We start from the raw sequence: 22,165 nt of genomic DNA on the forward strand, positions 1-22,165 counted from the left end.
ATAACACTATGTTAAGTTTAAGAAATGTAAAGAAGGCCTATGACGGCACAGAAATCCTGAAAGGCATCACACTCGATATCGGAAAGGGCGAAATTGTTTCCATTCTCGGCCCATCCGGCGGCGGTAAAACCACCCTCCTCAACCTGATTCTCGGCATCACCGACATTGATGAGGGACAGCTTTTGTACGATGGTGAGGATATCACCCATGTACCCATGGAACAGCGTGACTTCAACATTGTTTTTCAGGACTATGCCCTGTTCCCCAACCTGAATGCCTACAATAATATCGTATACGGACTCAAAAACAAGCCGGGTATTTCCACCCAGGAGGAGGTTGACGAGCTCATCGACCTTCTGGATCTCAGACCGCATCTGGACAAACCCATTGACCAGCTCTCCGGCGGGCAAAAACAACGTGTGGCCCTGGCCCGTACCCTGGTCATGAAGCCAAAGGTGTTATTACTGGACGAGCCGCTGAGCGCGCTGGACGGGGTTATCAAAGAATCCATCAAGGAGCGGATCAAAACAGTTGCCAAGGAATTTGATCTGACGACCATTATTGTAACACATGACCCTGAAGAAGCCCTTACCTTATCGGACCGGGTGCTCATTTTAAACGGCGGCAAAATTTCACAATACGCCGAGCCGCAGGAAATCATCACGAAGCCCGGCAACAGCTTTGTTCAGGAGTTTATTCTCAACCAGCTCATGATCAAGCGAAACAATATCTTCTCATTGTTCGGAGAATGCTATGCCCAGTAATTCCGCCACCGATAAAACGCGGCCGAGGCTGCGGAGCCGGGCTGTTACGGGTACCCCGCTGGAGCTGAAGGTTGTTTTCTGGATCATCATCGCCATCTTCGCGGTGTTCCTTGCCGCTCCACTGGCACTGCTGCTCATCAAGTCCTTTAATGTGGACGGCAGCTTCAGCCTGGCAAGCTATGCCGCTGTGCTGAGCAGCGCAGGCTTTCTGAACGCCCTGCTTAACAGCTTCATCATCGCCGGGACCAGCGCGCTCGTCACCACAGTTATCGCGTTCATGCTGGCCTACACAGTCAACAGCACCAATGTACCCGGCTGGTACAAGAGCGCCGTTTCCAGTGTCGCAGTGCTGCCCATGCTCCTGCCCACCATTACCTATGGCTTCGCCATCATCTATTCCTTTGGCCGCCAGGGCCTGATCACCCGGCTGCTGGGCTTTCAGCCCTTTGAGATTTATGGGTTTAACGGACTGCTGCTGGGTTATGTAATCTACACGGTTCCCATTGCCTTTATGCTCATTAACAATACCTTTAAGTACATTGACAAGAAGTTCTCTGTGGTATCCCGTGTGCTTGGTGACAACAGCTTTAAAACCTTTCTCACCACAACCTTTAAGCCACTGATCGCCACCCTGGGGGCTTCTTTTATTCAGGCCTTTTTCCTGAGCTTCACCGACTTTGGGATTCCGGCATCGGTTGGCGGTGAGTACAAGGTGGTGGCCACCACGCTGTACAATCAGATGCTGGGCTCTATCCCCAATTTCAGCAAGGGGGCTGTTGTTGCCATGATGATGCTGATCCCATCGGTTTTCAGCATTTTGATCCTGCGCTACCTGGAAAAATATAATTTCCGCTATAACAAGATCTCCCAGATCGAGCTCACAAAAAACAAAGGACGCGATGGCCTTTTCACGGTTCTGTCCGCTTTGGTAATGATCGGTATTCTGTCCATTTTCGCGGTTATCTTTATTGTTCCCTTTGTGCAGAGCTGGCCCTATGAGCTTGGTTTTTCGCTTGACAACATCAAGGAAACTCTTTTTGGCGGCCAGCTGACCAGTGTCTACCTCAATTCCATTCTGGTAGCGGCGCTCACAGCGGTTTTAGGGACGGCCATTGCCTACCTCAGCGCACTGGTCACTGCCCGCAGTAAAATGGGCAAGCCCTCCAAAGCCGCCATCGACGGCCTGGTCCAGACCACCAACACCGTACCGGGCATGGTGCTTGGCATCGCCTTTCTCCTGGCTTTTTCTGGCACCAGCCTCCAGTGTACCTTTATTATACTGATCATCTGTAACATTATCCATTATTTCTCAACCCCCTACCTGATGATCAAAAACTCACTATCAAAGATGAACGCCTCCTGGGAAACGACCGGTATGCTCATGGGCGACAGCTGGACCAAAACCATTTTTAGAGTCGTGATCCCCAACTCCTGGTCCACAATTTTGGAGATGTTCAGCTATTACTTCATCAACGCCATGGTGACAATCTCCGCTGTCATTTTTATTGTCGGCGCGCGTACCATGGTCGTTACCACCAAAATCAAACAGCTTCAGCACTTCGGCGATTTTGAACAGATTTTTGTCTTATCCCTGCTTATTCTTGCCACCAACCTGGCTGTCAAGCTGATCCTGAAAGCCTTGTCGAAAAAAACAGAAAGGAAGGCCGCCTGATGAATAAACTTATAAAAGCCCTGGCTGCCGGACTGCTCATTGCCGCCACAGCCCTCACCGCTGCGGGGTGCAGTACAGGAAAGGCGGATAACAAAGTCGTTATCTACTCCAACGCGGATGACGAAGCCTTGACCGCCATGGAAAACGCTCTGACTGCCGGCGGCTACGAAGGCCAGTATATCATCCAAAGCTTTGCCACCTCCGAGCTGGGCGGCCGGATGATGGCCGAAGGCTCTAAAATCGAAGCCGACCTGGTGACCATGAGCACATACTATCTGGACACTGCCCAAAAGGAATCCGAAATGTTCTCTGACCTGAGCTTTGACCATACCACCCTGAGCGGTGACTGCCCATCCTATTCTTCCCCCATCACAGCCCAGGAAGGCGCTGTCATGGTCAACACTGAGGTGATGCGGGAACAGGGCCTGTCTGCACCGGCCTCCATCAAGGATCTGGCTGATCCAAAGTACGCGGGCCAGGTATCCATACCGGATATTGAAGGTTCCTCCACTGGCTGGATTCTGGTACAGGCTGTCATCGACGCTTACGGCGAGACGGAAGGCGCTGAAATCATGACAGGGATCATCCGAAATGCCGGGCCGCACATGGAAAGCTCCGGCTCCGGCCCCTTTAAAAAGGTAAAAGCCGGCGAGGTCGCACTGGCCTTCGGCCTTCGGCATCAGGCCGTCGCGGCCAAAAAAGAAGGTCTTCCCATCGACTACATCGACCCGTCTGAGGGCAGTTATGCTCTTACGGAATCCATCGCCGTCATTAATAAAGGGGATAAAACCAATGCCAAAGCCATGGAAATGGCTGAATGTATTGTAAAAAGCGCCCGAACCGAGCTGCTCAAGACCTATCCGCTGCCCCTGTATCCCGGCGAAACAGCCGACCCTTCCCTGTGCACCAAAAACCCCAAAACATTCCCAGAGCCTCTGACCGTGGATCTTTTACAAAAACACCAGGAGTTTTCAGAGAAATGCAAACTTAACAAGTAAAAAACAAATTTTATACAAAGATATATCTTACAGAGGAGAAAACATTTATGAAAAAATACAAGTTACTCACCCCCGGCCCACTGACAACCAGCGATGCGGTAAAGGCAGAAATGCTCTTTGACCACTGTACCTGGGATAATGAATATAAAACCATCACCCAGAAAATCCGCGCTCAGCTGCTAAAGCTGGCCCATGTCAGCGAGGATGCATATACCGCCATCCTCATGCAGGGCAGCGGCACCTTTGGCGTGGAAGCCGTACTTTCGAGCGTGATCGGCGATAAGGATAAGGTGCTGTTCATCACAAACGGCGCCTACGGCGAACGCATGCTGGACATCGCGGACTACCACCGTCTGAACTACCTTGCCTACAACGAGGAATACAACATAATCCCTGACGCCGCCAAAGTGCGCGCGATTTTAACAGAAAACCCAGACATCACCCATGTGGCCATGGTACACTGCGAAACCACCACCGGCATTCTCAACGACATCCATGCCATCGGCGAGCTCTGCGCAGAATTTGGCAAAACCTATATTGTCGATGCCATGAGCAGCTTTGGCGGCATTGATATCCCGTTAGAGGATGACCATATCGACTTTATGATCAGCAGCGCCAACAAATGTATCCAGGGCGTACCGGGCTTTTCCTTTATCCTGGCCCGCACAGCCGCCCTCGAGGCCTCAAAGGGCAATGCGCGAAGCCTGTCGCTGGATATTTACGACCAGTGGAAGACCATGAACAAGGATGGAAAATGGCGATTTACTTCCCCGACACATACGGTTCTGGCTTTCTCCAAAGCCTTGGATGAGTTAGAGGAACGCGGCGGAGTCGAAGCCCGTTATCAGCGCTACGCCTCCAACAATAAGCTTTTGATTGAAAAAATGGCAGTGCTCGGCATCAACGCTTATATTGATGAAGCCTACCGCTCCCCCATTATCACTACTTTCCTCTATCCCGAGCAGGGCTTTGACTTTACCGATATGTACAACTTTGTCAAAGAACGCGGCTATGCCATCTATCCCGGCAAGCTGACCAAGGTGGACACCTTCCGCATGGGCAATATCGGAGAAATTTATAAAGAAGATGTTGAAAATCTCTACAATATCTTTTATGATTATTTAAAACAGAACGCTTAGGAGGCCATATTGATGAAAAAGATTGAAGCGGTTATTTTTGACTGGGCCGGCACAACGGTCGATTACGGATGTTTTGCTCCAGTACAGGCATTTATGGAAGTTTTTAAAAGCTTCGGCATTGAGCCCACCATGGCGGAAACAAGAAAACCCATGGGGATGCTCAAGCGTGACCATATCCACACCATGATGGATATGCCGCGTATCAGCCGTCTCTGGAAGGAAAAATACGGGCGCGGCTACACCGAAGAGGATATTGACGCCCTGTACGCCCAGTTCGAGGAAAAACTCATGAGCATTCTGGATCAGTTTGCAGATCCCAAGCCCCATGTGCTGGATACCGTTGCGGCTCTGCGTGACATGGGCCTGAAAATCGGCTCAACCACCGGCTACACCGATGAAATGATGGCCGTAGTCACCCGTGTCGCCGCCGATAAGGGTTATGCGCCGGACTGCTGGTACAGCCCAAACGCTGTGGAAAACTATGGCCGCCCCTACCCCTTTATGCTTTTCAAAAACCTGGAGACTCTGGGCGTTCATTCCGTCCATAATGCTGTAAAAATTGGCGACACGGTCTCCGATATTCTGGAAGGAAAAAACGCCGGCGTTGTCTCCATCGGCGTCGTGCGCGGAAGCTCTGAGATGGGGCTGACCGAGGAAGAATTTAACCATCTCTGTGATGATGACAAAGCCGCTGCCATCAACAAGGTAACCAAAACCTTCAGAGATGCCGGCGCAGACTATGTTATCCAGGATCTGAGCGAGCTGATCCCTCTGATTAAAACGCTCGATGAACAATAAACAAAGACTGGCTTTGCCCAGAACAAAAGCAGGTACGTCGAAACGACGTACCTGCTTTTTCTTTTTTTAAATTACTTCTCTGTTCTAGACCAGCTCAAGACGTTTCATCATCTCTGGCAGCACACCTTCAAAATCCACACCTTCGCGGCGATTAGTCTCACGGGCAACCGTTCTGAGGATGCAGTCTGTGGTCAGATCGACAGCAAACTGTGTGGAATCCAGCAGAGATTTACCGTTCAGCAGAGCTGCCAGGCAGAAGCTTCCGAAAATATCACCCGTCCCGTGGAACTGTCCGGGCACTTTTTCGGAGAAGGCGTACTCTACCTTATCCTCGGCGCGGTCATAGCAGGCGGCGCCCAGCTTTTCATTATCAAAATACACGCCAGTCAGCACGACCTTTTCAGGGCCCATGTCGGACAGGCCGCGCACAATCTTTTCAATATAATCCCTGGTGTATGGACCGTGTTGATAAGGCTGCTTCAAAAGAAAGCATGCCTCGGTGATGTTTGGCAGCAGCAAGTCTGCCTTTTCGCAGAGCTCGCGCATTTTATCCACCATATGGTCGTCAAAAACGCTGTAAAGCTCACCCTCATCAGCCATAACCGGATCCACATAGACCAGTGTGTTGTCTGAATTAAAGGTATCCATAAAATTGGATACAATGTCTACCTGCTCCGGTGAGCCTAAAAAGCCGCTGTAGATTGACGAAAAGTGCAGATCCAGCGATTTCCAGTGCTCGGTAATAGCCGGGAGGTCTTCGGTGAGGTCGCGGTAGGTAAAGCCCTCAAAACCGCCGGTATGGGTCGAAAGAACCGCGGTAGGCATACAGACCACCTCAATGCCTGCCGCAGATAAAATGGGCAGCACGACAGTCATGGAGCACTTTCCAAAGCCGGATATATCATGAATCGCGGCCACCCGCTGTAAGGGGCCTTTTGGAATATCGTTTGTATTTTGCATGTTAAATATCTCCTTATTACAATCAAAGATGCTTGGATTCCCTGAAAAAGGGGCTGTTAATTATTGTACCACAATTCTGCCTGTTTAACGCACATAAATCGAATAAAATTCCCTTTTTGGGTAAAAACTATGATAGCGATGATGATGAAAGGAAGTCTGTCATGAGTGAAAAAATAAAACGCCTGAACTTTAAGCATCTGCGGCAAGCGGCCTGGAAAGGAACTAAGAAATCCATACCGGCCACCACCCTCTGTCTGCTGCTCTTTTTTATGAACATGGCTTTATTTGGCTATAAAAATGCAGTCATCGCTGTTCCACTCACCATTATTTTCAACCGACTCAAGGACTTCCCGCCAGACCGCTGGCACCCCTACAGCGTCATGCTCATCAACCTTGTGCTGGCGACCACCGCCCACCTGGCGGATATGAACGTCTGGCTCTGCGTTACCCTGGACTTTGCCGCAACCTATCTCATGGTCTTTCTTCTCACCGACTCCGACACCTCAAAGGCTTACTACAGCTATGGCTTTGGCCTTGTGCTGTACCAGAGCTTCTCCACCACTGTTCCGGAGCTCAGGCTACGCCTGATGGCCATTGTTTTATCCTGTTTTATCGCGACCCTTGGCCTTGTGGTCATGTATTTTCTGAGGCGCAGGCAGACGGGCTTTAAGCTGGATCCGCGGATTTTTAATCCCTTTGTCCGCCTCGGCGGTAAAACCCGCGATTTTTTAAAGGGGACTGCCCGTGCCCTTAAAAATCTGGCTGCCATGCTGCGCTTTCGTCTCTTTTACAGCTCCAGTGACAGCCTTCAGGCCGGCACCTTTGATTTCCGTCTCACCCGCTTTGCCATCCGCATCTCTCTGCTGGTAACCTTCAGCTTTTTCCTGGAGCAGGTGTTTAATATTCCGAAAGGCTACTGGCTTCCCCTCAATGTTTTTATCATGACCCTCAATTTTTATGAGGACAGCATGGTCAAAATCAAACAGCGTGTGGGCGGCAATATCGCCGGGGTTTTTATCTCAGCCATTCTGCTCCACTATATCACCGGCTTTACCGGACATATGATCATTCTCTCCATTGGCACCTTCCTTGGCTACGCGGTGGATAACTATCTTTTCCGCGCCACCTATATGACCTGCTACGCCATTGCGCTCAGCACCCTGTTCATGAAGCAGTCTGAGGTTTTTGAGCTTCGTCTGGCCTATGTGCTTCTGGCCGCTGTTATTGCTGTCATCGGAAGCCGGTTCATTTTTGCCAATAAAAAAACAGATTTTCAAACCTGAAAACAGCTTGTTTAAATTTGGACTTTTTGATATAATAATAACTGTAAAACTTAACAAACGCGTATAATGGTTCAGCGTAAGACAATTTCTCGTCTTACGCTTATTTTTTTGCGTTGGTTTTAATATTTAAGAAGTGAGGAAATAAAAATGGAATTTTACATGAAGCTCCCTCGGAGCAAAAAAGAGTTTGTGCTGTTTATTGGGGTGATCTCCATCCTGTCTGTAAACATTATTGCTCCGATTATCACTTGTTTTGAGCTTGGCTTTCATTTGGGGGTATGGGCCGATACCCTGCGTGTTATCCCTTTTATCTGGCTCAGCGTTGTCGCCCTGGTGCTGCTGACGTACAGACCGGCCGACTGGATGACCGGGCAGATCGTGGATAAGGATGACAGCTTTAATGCCCACATCGTGGTCAATATTCTGTGCACTGTCTTTTTGATGTCTGTCTTCCTGACCGTTATCGGTACCTGGATTGGAAGCCGTCAGATAAGCCTTGAGCCGATCCGCCTGTTTTTTTACAAATGGCCCCGCAATTTCGCCATCTCTTTTGCTGTGGAGGCGCTCTTCTCACAGCCCATCGCCCGTTTGGTTATGCGGAAGCTGCATGAACACAGGGATAAGCAACCGGATTAATCTCTGAAAACAGATAAGGGGTGTGCTGAATAAAGCTTTCCCTCAATGCAAAACCTGGAAAAGCAACCGGAAATCCGATTGCTTTTTTATTATTTCTGCTTTTCCTCCATGGCTTTACAGCGCTCCTCAAAGCTCACCTCCCGGTGGATCTGGTGGAGCATCCAGACATAGCCAAAAGTGTCGGAAAACATGGCGTTTGCGGCGCCCATCTCAGGCATCTCGGTAACGGGCTGGATCTCAGCACAGCCAGCTGCCATGGCCTTATCGTAGACCGCCTGAATGTCTGGCACCAGCACATTAAACCAGACAGACTGGGGCTGGCCGGGCTTTGGCGCGATTAGCTGGTACTCAGGGTTTTCGTCCAGCATGTGAAAGCGGGTATCGTAGATGGTAAAGACTGCTTCATTGGTACCTTTCGGGTAATCGGTCACCTCTATACGCTTAACCTCAAATATTTTTTCATACAGCTCCAGGGCTTTCAGGCTGTCGGTCACAACCATATCAATTTCTACGCCTGTCATTGCTTTTTCTCCTTTGCATTTGGTTGAATTTATGGTATAAAATACCCAAAATAGCCTTATGAAATCGCTTTAGACTTTTCGGCTCCTCTGTGTTATAATAAAAAACATAAAGGAAAGATGAAAAGGAAGGGATTCTCTGATGAAATTTTTTGAAAAGAAAGGCTACTGCTCTTTCGTGATGATTCTATATCTCGTGGGAATGCTGTGCTTTACAATGTCTCTGTTTATGAGCCGCCTTCTGCCCGATTTCTGGCTTGGCTTTGCCGAAGGCATTGCGATTGTCGGTATTGTAATGGGCATGATCCACATTGTTTTTTGTTTTGTCAGGGGGCGAAACCCCTTTACCGGTAAGCCCATCTAACCGGTGTGCCCGATTTTTATAAAGGACTGTCCGCGCGGCCGGGCAGTTTTTTTATTCCCGGCCCGCTGTTTCAAGCTTCTGTCCGCACGCACTGCATTCTGCGTCGTGTAATGAAATGACCCCGCCGCAGTCTGGACAGGTAAACAACTGCTTCTGCTGTGCCATAAAAGCCTCCAGCCCTGATTCCTTAACCCGGCGGCTGTTTTCCATCAGGCTGGTGTTATAGCGGATGTTGTAGCTTTTTTCCAGGGATTTTACAGGCTTGCAGGGATACGCTGCGCACTCAAAACAATATTGGACACCCTTTTCCAGAGCGCATGCCTTAATCCTGCACTTCCTGCAGTGCTCTGGCTTTCCTTTGTCACTGTTCAGGCAGCCCGCACAGGGCTTTTTATGGTAACAGTGCTTATAACAGACCATGCAGTTCATTCCACAGGGGGCGAACATGGCGGTATCAATGGTATCTGGCATTTTCATGGGTACTGCTCCTTTCGGCTTTAATCCTTTTTTCTGCTTACCTGCATTATAACATCCTCTGGCAGTAATGGAAACAGCGGGATTCTTTTATATTCTGCCCTACACTTAATACAATCGCAAAAAATTCCAAAAGGTTCCCGAAATTTTCAAAAAACTTAAACGTTCCGTGTTTTCGTCCATTCTGGTTACCAGGAGCCTGGCCATACACCGGCCTCCCCACCGCTAATGACATCACAGGCCTTATTTACGCGCCCGGGCAGACTCCATAGCTGTTCTGACCTGTGGATAACCTGCGACTCATGAATAATAAAAGATTAATATATAATATTATTAATATATTACTAATGGCGGACACGGGTGTCAGTGATTCCGCCGCCACTTTTGCTTTTTTGGCAAAATAGCGGACATATATGTCTTTTGACCCTTTCTCTCCGCTGCTTATTCATAGGTTATCCACAGATCCCCTTGGGGGTACGCCGTTTCGACGTACCCCCATTGCCTTTTAAAAAACTTTGGCTGAAGAAAACCGCCAGCTTTTTGGGGCTTTTACTTGAAAACCATCTCACCCTCTGATATAGTTAAGGCATAAAAACCACTCTTTTTATGCAAGGGAGAAAAATAATGAAATTTAATCGAGTATGGGCCGTATATTTCAGCGCTACCGGCACCACCCAAAAACTGGTAACAGCGGTTGCAGATAACCTGTCACAAAAATTTGGGGTCCCCTGTGAAAGCTTTGACTTTACACTGCCCGAGGAGCGAAAAGCGCCAAAAAGCTTTGAAGCTGACGATCTGGTGGTATTCGGCACACCGGTCTACGCAGGGCGTGTGCCCAATGTACTGCTGAAATACCTGATGACCCTGGAGGGAAACGGCGCCGCGGCTGTTCCTCTGGTACTCTATGGCAACAGGGACTATGACGATGCCCTAATCGAGCTTCGGGATATCCTTGAAAAAACCGGTTTTCACACCCTTACAGCAGGGGCCTTCATCGGAGAACACTCTTTTTCTGATGTACTGGCAGCCGGACGACCAGACGGGCAGGATATGGAAAAAGCCCGCGTATTTGCCGGATTAACCTATGAAAAAGCCGCTGCCATCACCAATATCCAGGATGCCTCACCTGTGGCTGTCAAGGGCACACCAGCCCCATACCGTGGCTATTATCAGCCGCGGGACCGCAAAGGTACTCCCGTAGATATCCGCAAGGTTAAACCGCTTACAGACGACACCTGTACCGACTGTAAGCTATGCTCTGAGGTTTGTCCCATGGGCTCCATCAGCCACGATGATGTGCAGATTTACACAGGCATTTGTATAAAATGCGGCGCCTGTATAAAAAAATGTCCGGTCCACGCGCGTTACTATGATGACGCGGGTTACCTTTACCACAAGCACGAGCTTGAGGAGGGCTTAAAGCGCCGGGCCGAACCGGAATGGTTTCTTTAAACAAAAAATGCCATGGTACTCCCACTGGAACACCATGGCATTCTAAATTTTGTCAAAGTTTTTCAAGCTCTTCAATAAGTGCGCGCCGTTTAGCATAACGGAGACGCCAGTCCGCAGTCAGAACCCTTACTTTTTCTGGCCCGCCGGGGTAGTCCTGCATTTTTCTCAGATAATCCACGATCTGCTGATACTTTCTTCGGTTTGCCGCCTTCTTAACCATCGCCTTTAAAAGCTCGGCGTAGAGCTCCAGAGTGTCCTCAGGGCATCCTGCCTTAAGCGTTTCCTCATAGTAATCCAAGTCAGAAAGCTCTCCCTGGCTGCGGATGCTTTCCAGAAGAAGCTCACACAGTCCCTCTTCCTCATACAGGTCGCGCAGATTATGTCCATAATCCACGGCTTTGAATATTTCTTCACGAAGCTCGTGCCATTCTGCCTCGCCGCAGAGAGCCTTTAGCTTTTTGAAATCCTCCAGATTGACAAAATCCTCGCCCACCAGCATTTCTGCCAGTGCCTTTTTCAGGACTTCGGGCCTGCCTAGCTTTTCATACAGCCAAACCAGCACACGCTGGTATTCATCTATTTTGGCTGGGTCATCCCGGTCCATCTCCATACTCTCATTGATCATCCCAATGGCGGCGTCCATCTCACCATACTTGATTTTCAGGGAAATAGCGGTATTCCGTATTCCGGAAAAACGCCAGTATTTTTTCTGGTAGGCCTCGATGGCTTCCCTTGGCAGCTCCATTTTTTCCATGAGCTGTACCCGGCAGACAACATAGGTTTCAAGCCAGTAATCGAGCCGCTCCTGTGTGGCGTTCCGGATGAGCCAGTCCACGGTTTTCATGCTCTCGGCAAGCAGCACCGGCTTCCAGTTCCATTTCATAAAGACATCAAAGACATAGTCCTCAAGATAGTCGAGCGTGTCACCGCCCAGACGATTCATAAACCAATGGTGCATCCTCCGCTCTTCTGCCTCATCATTGATATGAGTCAGGATTTTCATCCATCCCTCTGCGCAGTCCTGGGCAATAAAATCAATATCTCCGTCGGAGTCATCAATCTCTATCTGGCAGAGCTTGGTGTAAACCATGGCGGTAAAATCAAAGGCACTCCCATAGTGCTCCCGGACCATCAGGGCCTCAAGATTATCATTATAAAACTGCTCAACCTCCTCACAAAAGTCTTTTACATCCCAGTATGGAATAAACTGCTCCAGCCCCAGATATTTCTTGCAAATGGCGTTTAGAGAGCGTTCCAGAGGGCGAAGCTCCTCAATGCTCTCCCCCTTAAAAAAGCGGAGCCAGAGGCGGTTTGCAAGGTTCCTGTCCGTGCAGGCCAGCTCGTAGATAAAATCTCTGAGCTCATTTTCTCTCGCCCCCTGTACAAGGGCGTACAGCTCAGTGTTTTCAAACTGCCATGGGTCCCTGAACGTCTCGGATACACTTTCCGTCAGGGCAAAAAGCGCTGCCGCCATATGTTTGCAGTGAGTGCCCTCTGACGCATAGGTACAATCGCAGTGCATGGCAGCGACCTCGCCAAATTCTGTTTCGATCATCACCCGGTAGTCTTTTGTATCGCGCACCACTGCCTCATAGCCATTATCACAGCGCACTGCCTCCAGAACCTGGTCGTTTGTAAAAAGCGCATATCCATTATCTAAAACATCTTTTGTAAAAAAATCTTCCCATTTTTTCATTATTATTTCTCCCTTTTGCTATAGGGCTATTTTATCTCAGCCTGCTCTACTTTACAATTACTAATTGATTTTCTTCAAATGCAGCGCTTTATTTTTGAAGCTAAAATGCAGAAAAATCATATTTTTTTATGCTGAAAAACATTTTCGAAAAAAAAGTTAAAAATTTTTAAAATTAGTGTTGACAAAGCGGACAAAAAAAGTTATTATATACAAGCACTCAGGAAATGAGTCGCCGCTCAGAAAAAAAGAGCGCTGTGCGAGAGTGTTGGAATTGGCAGACAAGCACGTTTCAGAGGCGTGTGTGCTACGCACGTACGGGTTCGACTCCCGTTTCTCGCACCATTTAATTGGTGACAAAGCAGATGTTAAAATAACATCTGCTTTTTTATTTTTTGCCACCCCAAACGCCTCTCTAGCCATTGCCTTTCCTTATCACCAGATTTTTCCATACAAAAAAAGGAGAATTTTTCATTCTCCATTACTTAAAGTCTTTTCCCAGCGCTTCACTGAGCAGCCCGCAAAAATCTTCCCAGCTTTCCGGATATGCCGCAGTGCCCACCAGCCTCTTTTCACAATCCTCAAAAACCAGGGTCATCTCCCAGATTGGGCCATCCAGACAGCTCAGATCATAATATTTTTTCTTCCACTGCAGTACACCAGCTTCCGCCATCCCTTTTTTCAAGGCGTCCAGCGCCTCGGTATCCAGTGTTTTTAAATACTTGGGGGGTTGATAAAAAAGCGCACTGGCAGACCAGCATGCCTTACCCGTTTCAAAATCAATACAGGCCGCATAGCCGTCACCCACATAGCCGTCGGTGGTCACCTTGAGCTGCCGGATATCATTATAATTTTCCATAAAATCGTCGCCTCCCGTCTTAAAAAGTGATTATATCAAAAAAGTTGCTCTTTACCAAGACTGTTTTTTTCGTTAAAATGGACACTAGAATGAACCAAAGGACAAATCAAACATGAAAAAACGTGATCTGATCATCATTGCCGGGGTTTTGGCCGTTGCCCTCATTGCCTTCGGCGTCTTCCACCTCATGAACAGCCAAAGCTCCGGCCTTATGCTGCGGGTCAGCCAGAATGGTGAGGTTATCCGCACGCTGCCGCTTAGTCAGAACCATACCGAAACCATCACCAGCGACCTCGGCAGCAACACCATTGCCATTAAAGACCGCAGCGCCCGGGTCGAAAGCGCAGACTGCGATAACCAGGTGTGTGTGCACAGCCCGGCGATCCAGTCCCCTGGAGAGACCATTGCCTGCCTGCCCCACCGGCTGATTCTTGAAATCATACAGGAGCCTTAAAATGGAAAACAAAACGCGCCGCCTGGTCGTCATTGCCCTGTACACCGCACTGGCTTTAATTCTCAGCTATCTGGAATCCCTGGTGCCCATCCCCATGCCTGTGCCCGGAGCCAAGGTCGGCCTGCCCAACATCGTGACCCTCATCTCACTGCTGACTCTGGGTACTCCCCTGACCCTGCTCATCGTCACCGCACGGATCTTTTTATCCGGCTTTTTATTTGGGAGCATGAGCGCGATTCTCTACTCCCTGGCCGGAGGACTCCTGAGCCTTGGGGTGATGGCCCTGCTTTTAAAGGCCGCCAGAGAAAAGCTCTCCCTCATCACCATCAGCCTGCTCGGCGCAGTGTCCCACAACCTGGGCCAGCTGGCCGTAGCGGCCGCTGTGGTACAAAATATGAACCTGTTCTGGTCTTATCTGCCCTTTCTTATGCTGCTCGCCATCCCGACAGGGATCGTGGTAGGCGTAGCGGCAAACCTTTTGTACCGGCAGCTTCAGAAAATCAATCTATTTAAATAAAGAGGACAAATGAAATGGAATCCATCAATATCTTAATCGTCGAGGACGATGTCAACATCAGCAACATGCTTGTGGATCTGCTGACACACAGCGGCTATACGGCAGATACCGCCTATTCTGGTACCGAGGCCTTATTCTGCCTTGAAAAGAAAAGCTATGCTTTAATCCTTCTGGATTTAATGCTCCCGGGAATGAGCGGCGAGGAAGTGCTGAAAAGCCTGCGCCAGACCTCGGACACCCTGGTCATCGCCGTGTCCGCAAAGGACGATTCTCCCACCAAGATCAGCCTACTCAAAAATGGCGCAGATGACTATATTACCAAGCCCTTTAACAACGAAGAGCTTCTGGCCCGTATCGAGGCTCTTTTGCGCCGTAATTCAGGAAATACAAGCCTTTCAGGCAAAACCCTGACCTATAAAGGGCTCACCCTCAACCCCTCTACCTACGAAGTCTACCTGAAAGGGCAGCCCCTGTCACTGACTAAGCGCGAATACAAAATTCTGGAGCTTCTGATGCAAAACCCACAGCGTGTTTTTTCCAAAAATGTCATCTATGAGACTGTCTGGGAGGATTTGTTCCTGGGCGAGGATAACGCCATCAATGTGCACATCAGCAACCTGCGCCAGAAGCTGGCTAAAATCGACCCCGACGAAGCCTATATCCAAACGGTCTGGGGCATTGGCTTTAAAATGAAATAGCGTCAATCTTTATCTTTTCTTTAGGATTGGCTTACAGAATTTAAAAAACAGCGTGTTACAATAAAATTGAAAGCCACCTGAATAAAAACAGAAAAGGATCAAAAACCATGCCCACTATCCTGAAAACCCATAATCTTACAAAAATCTTCCCACCCGCGGGATTTGCCCCGCATAAAAAGCGAAAGAGCGAGGGCCGCCATGCCGTCGATCATGTGAATATGACCATCCGGAAGGGCGATATTTATGGCCTGATCGGGCGAAATGGCGCGGGAAAAACCACCCTCATGCGCCTGATCGCAGGCCTCATGCCCCCGACCGAAGGCACCATGACCCTCTTTGACAGTACGGAGCTGGAACAGCACCGCAGACGGACAGGCTGTATCATTGAGGCGCCCGGGCTTTACGGCAACATGAGCGCTCCGGATAACCTGGAGGCCCACAGACGTCTGCTTGGCATCACCAGCAGCACCGCTGTTGCCGATTCCCTCGAAGCCGTTGGCCTGAGCAGCACTGACCGCAAAAAGGTCAAGCACTTCTCACTGGGGATGCGCCAGCGCCTCGGCATTGCCATGGCCCTTCTGGGCAGCCCGGACTTTCTCATTCTGGATGAGCCTACCAATGGCCTCGACCCAAGGGGGATTGCAGAAATCCGCGCTGTCCTGACACAGCTCAGCCAGGAGCAGGGTGTGACCGTTCTTATTTCAAGCCATATCCTCGGCGAGCTGTCAAAGCTGGCCACCTGCTTCGGTATCATGCGCGAGGGCATGCTCATTGACGAGTTTAACCGGGAGGATCTGGAAACACGCTGTCAGCGCTGCCTGAAAATGGTTGTGGACCAGCCTAAAAAAGCCGCAATGCTCATCGAGACCCTTCTGGGCACGGACAATTATGACATTCTGCCAGAAAACACCATCCGTCTTTTCGACTATGTGGACCAGAGCGGTTTTGTCAACCGGGAGCTTAACCAAAACGGCATCCTGGTCGAATCCATCACGCCGGTCGGGCAGGATATCGAGGCTTATTTTATGTCGAAGATGGGAGGTGAAGACCGTGCTTAACCTGCTGCGCTCTGACCTTTTCAAGCTTTTTAAGTCAAAATCATTCAGGGTCTGTATGATCCTCTGTGTGGCGCTCATGGCTTTTGTCGCTATTGGGCAGCTCTATTCCGCCGATCTTTTTTCAAACATGTCCCCTGCCGCCCTCCAGGAATCCGAGAACCGCATTGAAGAGAACAACAGCTTTGGCATCCGTTTCGGTTTGTCGAACAGCTCGGAAAATCTGGCTAAAACAATTGAAGCCATGCAAAATTACAATGCCAATTCCTTCATCAAAACCGCTCTTTCCGGCAGTGTAACCACAGTTTTAATGGCAGTTTTTATCTCCCTGTACATCGGTGCAGATTTCAGGGATGGAACGCTCCGCAACACTGTGTCGAAGGGCTTTAAAAGACGCGATATCTATCTTTCAAAGCTTATCACCGTCATGGCCGCAACCCTCTTTCTCGTTGTGCTGGCCATACTCAGCGCTGTTCTGTTCAGCGGCCTGTGCTGGGGCTTTAGCTCCCTGGATTCACAGACTGTCAGTCTGCTGGCTTACCGGCTCTTTTTACAGACCCTGCTGCACCTCGGGCTGGCTTCCTTCTTTGTCATGACCGCTGTATTCATCAAACAGACCGGCCCCACCGTAGCCGTCAACATCTGTCTGCTTATTTTTGTCACCGCCTTTTTATCTGTCGGCAACGCTTTTCACGCCACAGATTTTAACCTGCTCACCATCTGGATCGCCGAAGCGCTTTCCAGCCTTGAATTTGACACAGTCAGCGGCCTGGTCGTACTTCAAGCCCTGGCGCTTATGGTGGTTTATATTCTATTGCCCACGCTGGCAGGCATTGCCGTTTTCAAAAAACGGGACATTATGTGAGGTTTTTATGGAAGTATCACTCATTATACTCTGCATTATCCTCGGGGCAGCCGCCCTCTTTTCCATTATTCACAGTCTGCTTTTGAAAAGGCAGATTCGGGATATCATACGGCAAAATCATTTTATACAAAATGAGGATACCAACCTGCCCATCACTGCCGCCATGCCCGATAAGGAGGTGGAGGCTCTGATCGAAAGCATCAATACTCTGCTGGAGACCCACCGCCAGTTTGAAATCCGCATGACTCAGGCAAACCGCAGCTTTAAAAACAGCATCACAAGCATTTCACACGACCTGCGTACCCCGCTCACTTCTGCCTCAGGCTATATCCAGATGCTCCAGGATTTTGATCTGCCTGAGGAAACCCGAGCCGAGTATCTGGAAATTGTCCAGCAGCGGATTCAGGCAGTGCGCAAGCTTTTAGACCAGCTTTTTGAATTTGCGCGCATCGAGGCGGATGAGCTGGTTCTTGCCGAGGAACCAGTCAACCTCGGCAATGTGTTGCGCGATACGCTGGCTTTGTTTTACAATGATTTCTGCAGTCAGGACAGCGAACCGGAAATCCAGATTCCTGATGATCCCTTTATCGTCACCGGTGATGCCGATGCCTTCAAACGGATTTTCAGCAACATCTTAAGCAATGCCCTGACCCACGGCGAAGGCCATTTTTCCATAAAAGCCGTATTAGCGGACTGCGCCGTAAACATTACCTTTGAGAACAGTACGCACAGCATCATCCCCGACGATCTTCCATGTATTTTTGACCGCTTCTACACCACCGATGTGTCCAGAAGCCGTAAGACCACCGGCCTGGGCCTTTCCATCGCCAAACGCCTTGCCACCCGTATGGGCGGCAGCATCAGCGCGTCGCTTGACAATGATGTGTTCGGCATACATTTGCAGTTTTCTTTGAAATGATAAAAAACCGCACGAACGTCGTAAATAAAAATGTTCGTGCGGTTTTTATTCAATCAGAAATAGTATAACTGTTTATTTTTGAATCAGAAATTCCCTGAAATAGTTTTTAAACGAACGGTGTTTCCCAATCCATTTTTCAAACCACTTAAAAAAATAATGTGTAAGAAGAAAATCGGCTGTCAGCATAAAAAGAAATACAAACAGATTCCATACCGGGAAAGCCGGAAAATAAACAATTGCCAGCACTTCATTAAAAAACATCAATATATTCCAAAACATCAACAGCCAAAGCGTCCACATTACGCCTCTGTATAAAAAATACAGCACTTGTTTTTTCTGGTATCGTTTGTCCTTCATTTCAAACCTCTTTTTCAAAGCCTCTCAGCCATCCTTCCGCTCTTTTGACATCAAAACACTTTCTCCGCCTTTCCATATGCTTAAAGGCAAAGCGCATTTCTTTCAAAACCTTGCTTTTATCCAGTGTGATTTTTTCTGAAAAAGCGTTGAACATTATGACTGCGCCCTCTGTCCTTTGGGTGGTAAAGGCTGGACTGTAGGTTGCATAATAAGACAGCAGGTTTCCCATATCCGTCTCTTTTTGTCCGATTGGAAGCGTCTCAAAATCAATGCCGGTTATGCCTGAAACACCGACAATAAAATTTCTGAAGTTGACATCGCCACGGATATGTCCAGGCACCGCCTGGTAAAACTGATTAAACCAGTCTGCCAACTCTGCACACAGACCAGACAGGCCTTCCGCGCTGTTTTTTTCCTCCAGCTCAAGCACTCGGTCAAGCAGCAAAGGGCCGGGACAGTACTGCAGATACAGCACATTTTCCCGCAAGTCGAGAACTTCCGGCACCGTCACACCTCTTAGCTGGAGAAGTGTGAGGACATTCCACTCATGCTGTGCTGCTTCGGCGTCGCTAAAAACTTTTTTGATCTGCCCTTTTTCCAGGCTCACAGTATTCCGCCGACTCTCAAAGATTTTGTTTTTTTCCAATGCTGATCTCAATGACAGCCCCTTCCTCATAGCCCTTCAGCTCTCCCACAATGCCGGTCACTGCGCTCCTGATAATATCCTGGACAAAGGGAACCATCTCGAGGGGCTGTCCATTGATCTTCACGTCCACCCCGGGCCGGGTTCTTACCACACAGTCCTTTTCCCGGGCCTCGCCCTTTAAAATCGCAGGGCCAAGCCCAGCGCAGCCATATCCGCAGGCGTCACAGCAGTTTTTATCAAAATCCGGGAGAATATGGTAGGTTTTTAACTCAATCCGATCGACCAGGGCTTCCGCCTGAGTTCTGGCATCAAAGACAGGGAGGCCTCTGTAGGTGTCCAAATCTCTGGCAATCCGCCCTGCACAGCAGATAATATAATCGCTCCACCGATTGTCAAGCTCAGGTGTTTCGTGAGCCGTTAGTATCATTGGCACCCCGGCGTCGGCAACGCCCTCAAGCACCACATAATCAAAATCATAAAAGGACAGAATATCCCGAATCGGCAGTTTTTCCTGAAATAAAATATCTGTTTCATATTTTCCCCTGGCGGTCACCAGTTGAGAACCTGCCCGCCTGTGACGATCCGTATTGCTGCCCTCTGTATCCATTTTAAACTGGTCATAATGGATTTCCTTGACTGAGCCCACACTGTAGCCGCGCCGCCTCAATTCTTTTATAATATGCTCAGCGGTCGTTGTCTTTCCGCTGTCTGAAATACCACAGATGGATATTACCTTCATCTTCTTTCCTCCCAATCATTCCCGGACAGCTACTTCATCAAGGTAGCGGCACCAACGCTGGCTGGTGGTATCCTTCAGCATAAGCATCATACAGTAAGGCCTGCCATCCTCCAGCGTCAAAGCTTCTCCTCCCTCGCTCACCGCGATAAAGCACTGTTCAGTGTCCATTGCTTCCTCACCGACGAGGGCAATGCTGAAGCCGTCAAGGGCTTTAAAAACACAAACACTTTCCTCTGATAGGGGCTGTCCTGCGTATTCTGCCAGTCTTTTAAATGGAATGCCGGCATACTGCCGGTTTTCCGGAGCCTGCCGGCTCTTTTTAAAGCTCGCGCAAACCGTTGTCAGGCCTGCGCGGCACACATCCTCTGTCTTTATCTTCATTCTGTAGTATCCTTTTTAATGTAAATATAGGGAACCAGCATATCCTCTGCACAGAATATGCCATGACTTCCCCTGCTGTCATAGCCTGTCTCCTCATGAAGCCCATGGTCGGCGGTGACTATAATGCTGCCAGTCCATTCCTCTGCCAGACGGCTGACCATAATGTCATTTTTCAAGACCCGTTCCATGGTCTCGCTGGCATAGGGGCCATAGGTGGTGGCGTCATCGTCGATCCCGTGAAAATGGATAAAAAGGAGGTCGGGTTGTTTTTCCGCCGCCTTGAGTGCAGACTCAAAAACAGCTTTATCTGTTGTGGTGCCGCCCCTGCTGGGATTGAGCACTGGCTCCTCTGAGGTGTTGATCAGCTTGCTGTAGCCCTCGATGTAGGCGCACTCCTTCCCCATAGCCATACAGCGTTCAAAGACATCGGGCATTAAAAGGGTACGGCCCTTCCGGTTATGGATACCATTGACATCCGGCGTTGTTCCTGTAAGCATAGCCGCCAGTCCAGAGTGGGATACCGGCCGAAATACTGTCATGGCAGGCCGCATGGGGTGCGATGACAGGAAGGGCAGCTTGCCTGAGGACAACGCCTTCCTGTAAATATTTAACCCAAAGCCGTCCAGCTCGATAATCATGATTTTTTCATGATTTTTCAGACATTCAAGGGCGTCCCAGGCTGTACTCATGACAGTGGTTTCCGGTTCGTTCACGAAAAGGCCGGCCATCTCAAAAAGACTGCCGTCTAAACGCCGTCCAAAAACCGTATTTCCCCGAAGCTCAATGGGATTACTGCCAATATTAAACATCCCGCCATCCTTTCCAACCGCATGGCTCCGGCCTGCCCCTTCGGTGAAAGCGCCGTCTGTCAAAGTTGTCCCCGGGACCACTGCGCAGAGTCCGCCTGTTTCATCCCACTGTGGATAAAACATAAGGGTACCGGCCTTTTGATAAAGGACTCCTGGTGTGTAAAGCTCTGAGGCTTCTCCGTCAATGACACCAAAGGGCTCGATCTGAGAGGATGGCTCCAGACGCATAACCAGCTTTTTACCAGACGGAAGGTCAGAACGATCTGAGGCCTTTGGCCGTTCCCTGCCAGAATCCAGCCTGAGGATATTTTTATAGACTTTTCCGTTTATTTCACAGGATACCGCCCCGTCTGTCTCCTGGTAAAACCGCGCCTCAAGCACGTCCTGACGTTCGATTTCAACTAAAGTGTTGTCTGAGCCGGTAAGCTTTAAACAGTCCGTCTCTGGCAGTATGTCTTCTAGAAAGTCTTTACCCGGCAGTTCCGAACACTCGCTTTTTTCAAACGCCATCTTCAGGCTGACAGACACTTCTTTGCCAATGTGCAGGGTCTGTATACCCTTCATCCGCATACCGGCTGGCAAATCAGGCGCTGTAAACTGAACGGCGTTTTTTCCCGTCAGCTTTAAAAATCCCTTGCTAAAAACAGAGTACTGCTCCCGCTTGACCAGTCCGTCGATCATTTCTGCCTTGATAAACTCTGGCTTCTCCTCAAAATAGCCATCGAGAAAATCAGATGCCTTAATGGCCTCAGCCTCTTCATCATAGGCTGCGTAGGGTTCCTTTTTCATGGCCTTCACGGCCGTATCAAAGAACAGAACCGACTCCACGGGTACTGCCACAGCCCGGGGCAGCAGAGTCAGGCTCACCACATCACGCACACAGTACATAGCTCTTTCCCTGCGGACATATACCCGCAGGGAAAGCCGCCTGTCATCGGCCTCAAAGACCAGCATCACATCTTTCTGCCAAAGCATATCCTCTGAAATTTCAATGGCGTAGCCATCGGAGGCGCGGGCAACCGCACTTCCAAAATCGGATGGTTTCAGATCAAAATGTTCTAAAACTGCGCTTAGGGTTGTTTTTTTCAGCTTCACTGGTCCTTCTCCTTTTTAGT

The 22,165-nt window shown here is 49.3% G+C and carries 24 protein-coding genes and 1 tRNA gene; 16 read left to right on the top strand and 9 right to left on the bottom strand.

All coding sequences use genetic code 11. The features are described 5' to 3' along the window. The first annotated feature begins 8 nt into the window (after positions 1–8). Genes BUC22_RS09900 through phnX form a run of 5 tightly spaced genes read left to right on the top strand, consistent with a single transcriptional unit; the run spans position 9 to position 5,371 of the window. Positions 9–764, top strand: coding sequence for an ABC transporter ATP-binding protein (locus tag BUC22_RS09900; RefSeq protein ID WP_013380627.1), 756 nt, complete (start codon positions 9–11; stop codon positions 762–764). Further along, on the top strand, positions 754–2,436 hold the full coding sequence (locus tag BUC22_RS09905; RefSeq protein WP_070081232.1) for an ABC transporter permease subunit: 1,683 nt from the start codon (positions 754–756) through the stop codon (positions 2,434–2,436). Before BUC22_RS09900 ends, BUC22_RS09905 begins: the two co-directional genes overlap by 11 nt. Further along, positions 2,436–3,434, top strand: a complete 999-nt coding sequence (locus BUC22_RS09910) for an extracellular solute-binding protein (RefSeq protein WP_013380631.1) — start codon at positions 2,436–2,438, stop codon at positions 3,432–3,434. Before BUC22_RS09905 ends, BUC22_RS09910 begins: the two co-directional genes overlap by 1 nt. A 47-nt stretch (positions 3,435–3,481) precedes the next feature. Beyond that, positions 3,482–4,573: a 2-aminoethylphosphonate--pyruvate transaminase gene (gene phnW / locus BUC22_RS09915; RefSeq protein WP_013380632.1), complete on the top strand. Its 1,092-nt coding sequence runs from the start codon at positions 3,482–3,484 to the stop codon at positions 4,571–4,573. 12 nt (positions 4,574–4,585) lie between these two features. Next, on the top strand, positions 4,586–5,371 hold the full coding sequence (gene phnX / locus BUC22_RS09920; protein WP_013380633.1) for a phosphonoacetaldehyde hydrolase: 786 nt from the start codon (positions 4,586–4,588) through the stop codon (positions 5,369–5,371). Between the two features lie 84 nt (positions 5,372–5,455). Here phnX and BUC22_RS09925 read toward each other — a convergent pair whose 3' ends face one another. Continuing rightward, positions 5,456–6,331 carry a pyridoxamine kinase gene (locus BUC22_RS09925; protein ID WP_013380634.1) on the bottom strand — a complete coding sequence of 292 codons (876 nt, stop codon included), beginning with the start codon at positions 6,329–6,331 and terminating at the stop codon, positions 5,456–5,458. Positions 6,332–6,492: 161 nt separating this feature from the next. Here BUC22_RS09925 and BUC22_RS09930 point away from each other — a divergent pair, with 161 nt between their 5' ends. Together BUC22_RS09930 and BUC22_RS09935 are read left to right on the top strand one after the other, a co-directional pair. Further along, positions 6,493–7,614 carry an FUSC family protein gene (locus BUC22_RS09930; RefSeq protein WP_041689869.1) on the top strand — a complete coding sequence of 374 codons (1,122 nt, stop codon included), beginning with the start codon at positions 6,493–6,495 and terminating at the stop codon, positions 7,612–7,614. A gap of 147 nt (positions 7,615–7,761) precedes the next feature. Beyond that, positions 7,762–8,250 carry a hypothetical protein gene (locus tag BUC22_RS09935; protein ID WP_013380636.1) on the top strand — a complete coding sequence of 163 codons (489 nt, stop codon included), beginning with the start codon at positions 7,762–7,764 and terminating at the stop codon, positions 8,248–8,250. An 89-nt stretch (positions 8,251–8,339) separates the two neighbouring features. Here the strand turns inward: BUC22_RS09935 and BUC22_RS09940 are convergent, their stop codons facing one another. Continuing rightward, on the bottom strand, positions 8,340–8,771 hold the full coding sequence (locus BUC22_RS09940) for a VOC family protein (RefSeq protein ID WP_013380638.1): 432 nt from the start codon (positions 8,769–8,771) through the stop codon (positions 8,340–8,342). Positions 8,772–8,910: 139 nt separating this feature from the next. Here BUC22_RS09940 and BUC22_RS09945 point away from each other — a divergent pair, with 139 nt between their 5' ends. Further along, entirely contained in the window at positions 8,911–9,132 is a 222-nt protein-coding gene (locus tag BUC22_RS09945; RefSeq protein ID WP_013380639.1) for a hypothetical protein, read from the top strand. A gap of 51 nt (positions 9,133–9,183) precedes the next feature. Here the strand turns inward: BUC22_RS09945 and BUC22_RS09950 are convergent, their stop codons facing one another. Beyond that, positions 9,184–9,609, bottom strand: coding sequence for a DUF3795 domain-containing protein (locus tag BUC22_RS09950; protein WP_013380640.1), 426 nt, complete (start codon positions 9,607–9,609; stop codon positions 9,184–9,186). Between the two features lie 621 nt (positions 9,610–10,230). Here BUC22_RS09950 and BUC22_RS09955 point away from each other — a divergent pair. After that, a complete protein-coding gene (locus BUC22_RS09955) occupies positions 10,231–11,058 on the top strand; it encodes an EFR1 family ferrodoxin (protein ID WP_013380643.1) in 828 nt (275 codons plus the stop codon). Positions 11,059–11,110: 52 nt separating this feature from the next. Here the strand turns inward: BUC22_RS09955 and BUC22_RS09960 are convergent, their stop codons facing one another. Beyond that, entirely contained in the window at positions 11,111–12,754 is a 1,644-nt protein-coding gene (locus BUC22_RS09960) for an SWIM zinc finger family protein (RefSeq protein ID WP_013380644.1), read from the bottom strand. 256 nt (positions 12,755–13,010) lie between these two features. On the opposite strand from BUC22_RS09960, the gene BUC22_RS09965 reads away from it, so the two are divergent. After that, positions 13,011–13,096 (top strand) — tRNA-Leu (locus BUC22_RS09965). Positions 13,097–13,232: 136 nt separating this feature from the next. On the opposite strand, the gene BUC22_RS09970 is transcribed toward BUC22_RS09965, so the two are convergent. Continuing rightward, entirely contained in the window at positions 13,233–13,610 is a 378-nt protein-coding gene (locus tag BUC22_RS09970) for a hypothetical protein (protein WP_013380646.1), read from the bottom strand. 112 nt (positions 13,611–13,722) lie between these two features. Between BUC22_RS09970 and BUC22_RS09975 the strand changes: the two genes are divergently transcribed. The 6 genes from BUC22_RS09975 to BUC22_RS10000 all read left to right on the top strand — a co-directional run bounded on the left by BUC22_RS09975 (position 13,723) and on the right by BUC22_RS10000 (position 18,118). Further along, the gene (locus tag BUC22_RS09975) at positions 13,723–14,064 is read left to right on the top strand and encodes a NusG domain II-containing protein (protein WP_013380647.1); all 342 of its coding nucleotides are present in this window, start codon (positions 13,723–13,725) and stop codon (positions 14,062–14,064) included. Between the two features lies 1 nt (position 14,065). Next, positions 14,066–14,581, top strand: a complete 516-nt coding sequence (locus BUC22_RS09980; RefSeq protein ID WP_013380648.1) for a Gx transporter family protein — start codon at positions 14,066–14,068, stop codon at positions 14,579–14,581. Positions 14,582–14,595: 14 nt separating this feature from the next. After that, a complete protein-coding gene (locus BUC22_RS09985; RefSeq protein ID WP_013380649.1) occupies positions 14,596–15,279 on the top strand; it encodes a response regulator transcription factor in 684 nt (227 codons plus the stop codon). A 107-nt stretch (positions 15,280–15,386) separates the two neighbouring features. Then, the gene (locus tag BUC22_RS09990) at positions 15,387–16,337 is read left to right on the top strand and encodes an ATP-binding cassette domain-containing protein (protein WP_013380650.1); all 951 of its coding nucleotides are present in this window, start codon (positions 15,387–15,389) and stop codon (positions 16,335–16,337) included. Then, a complete protein-coding gene (locus tag BUC22_RS09995) occupies positions 16,330–17,199 on the top strand; it encodes an ABC transporter permease subunit (RefSeq protein WP_013380651.1) in 870 nt (289 codons plus the stop codon). Before BUC22_RS09990 ends, BUC22_RS09995 begins: the two co-directional genes overlap by 8 nt. Before the next feature lie 7 nt (positions 17,200–17,206). Beyond that, entirely contained in the window at positions 17,207–18,118 is a 912-nt protein-coding gene (locus BUC22_RS10000) for a sensor histidine kinase (protein WP_013380652.1), read from the top strand. 358 nt (positions 18,119–18,476) lie between these two features. Here BUC22_RS10000 and BUC22_RS10010 read toward each other — a convergent pair whose 3' ends face one another. From BUC22_RS10010 to BUC22_RS10025, 4 genes are read right to left on the bottom strand one after another with little or no spacing between them, the layout of a single operon-like run. Next, a complete protein-coding gene (locus BUC22_RS10010; RefSeq protein ID WP_041689870.1) occupies positions 18,477–19,121 on the bottom strand; it encodes a BUD32 family EKC/KEOPS complex subunit in 645 nt (214 codons plus the stop codon). Next, positions 19,099–19,860, bottom strand: a complete 762-nt coding sequence (locus BUC22_RS10015; RefSeq protein ID WP_013380655.1) for a molybdopterin-guanine dinucleotide biosynthesis protein MobB — start codon at positions 19,858–19,860, stop codon at positions 19,099–19,101. The genes BUC22_RS10010 and BUC22_RS10015 overlap by 23 nt, the downstream gene beginning before the upstream one ends. 15 nt (positions 19,861–19,875) lie before the next feature. Beyond that, a complete protein-coding gene (locus tag BUC22_RS10020) occupies positions 19,876–20,241 on the bottom strand; it encodes a hypothetical protein (RefSeq protein ID WP_013380656.1) in 366 nt (121 codons plus the stop codon). Further along, positions 20,238–22,145: an alkaline phosphatase family protein gene (locus tag BUC22_RS10025; RefSeq protein ID WP_013380657.1), complete on the bottom strand. Its 1,908-nt coding sequence runs from the start codon at positions 22,143–22,145 to the stop codon at positions 20,238–20,240. Before BUC22_RS10025 ends, BUC22_RS10020 begins: the two co-directional genes overlap by 4 nt. Positions 22,146–22,165: the final 20 nt, after the last annotated feature.

The sequence above is a fragment of the Eubacterium callanderi genome, from assembly GCF_900142645.1.
Lineage (GTDB): Bacteria > Bacillota > Clostridia > Eubacteriales > Eubacteriaceae > Eubacterium > Eubacterium callanderi.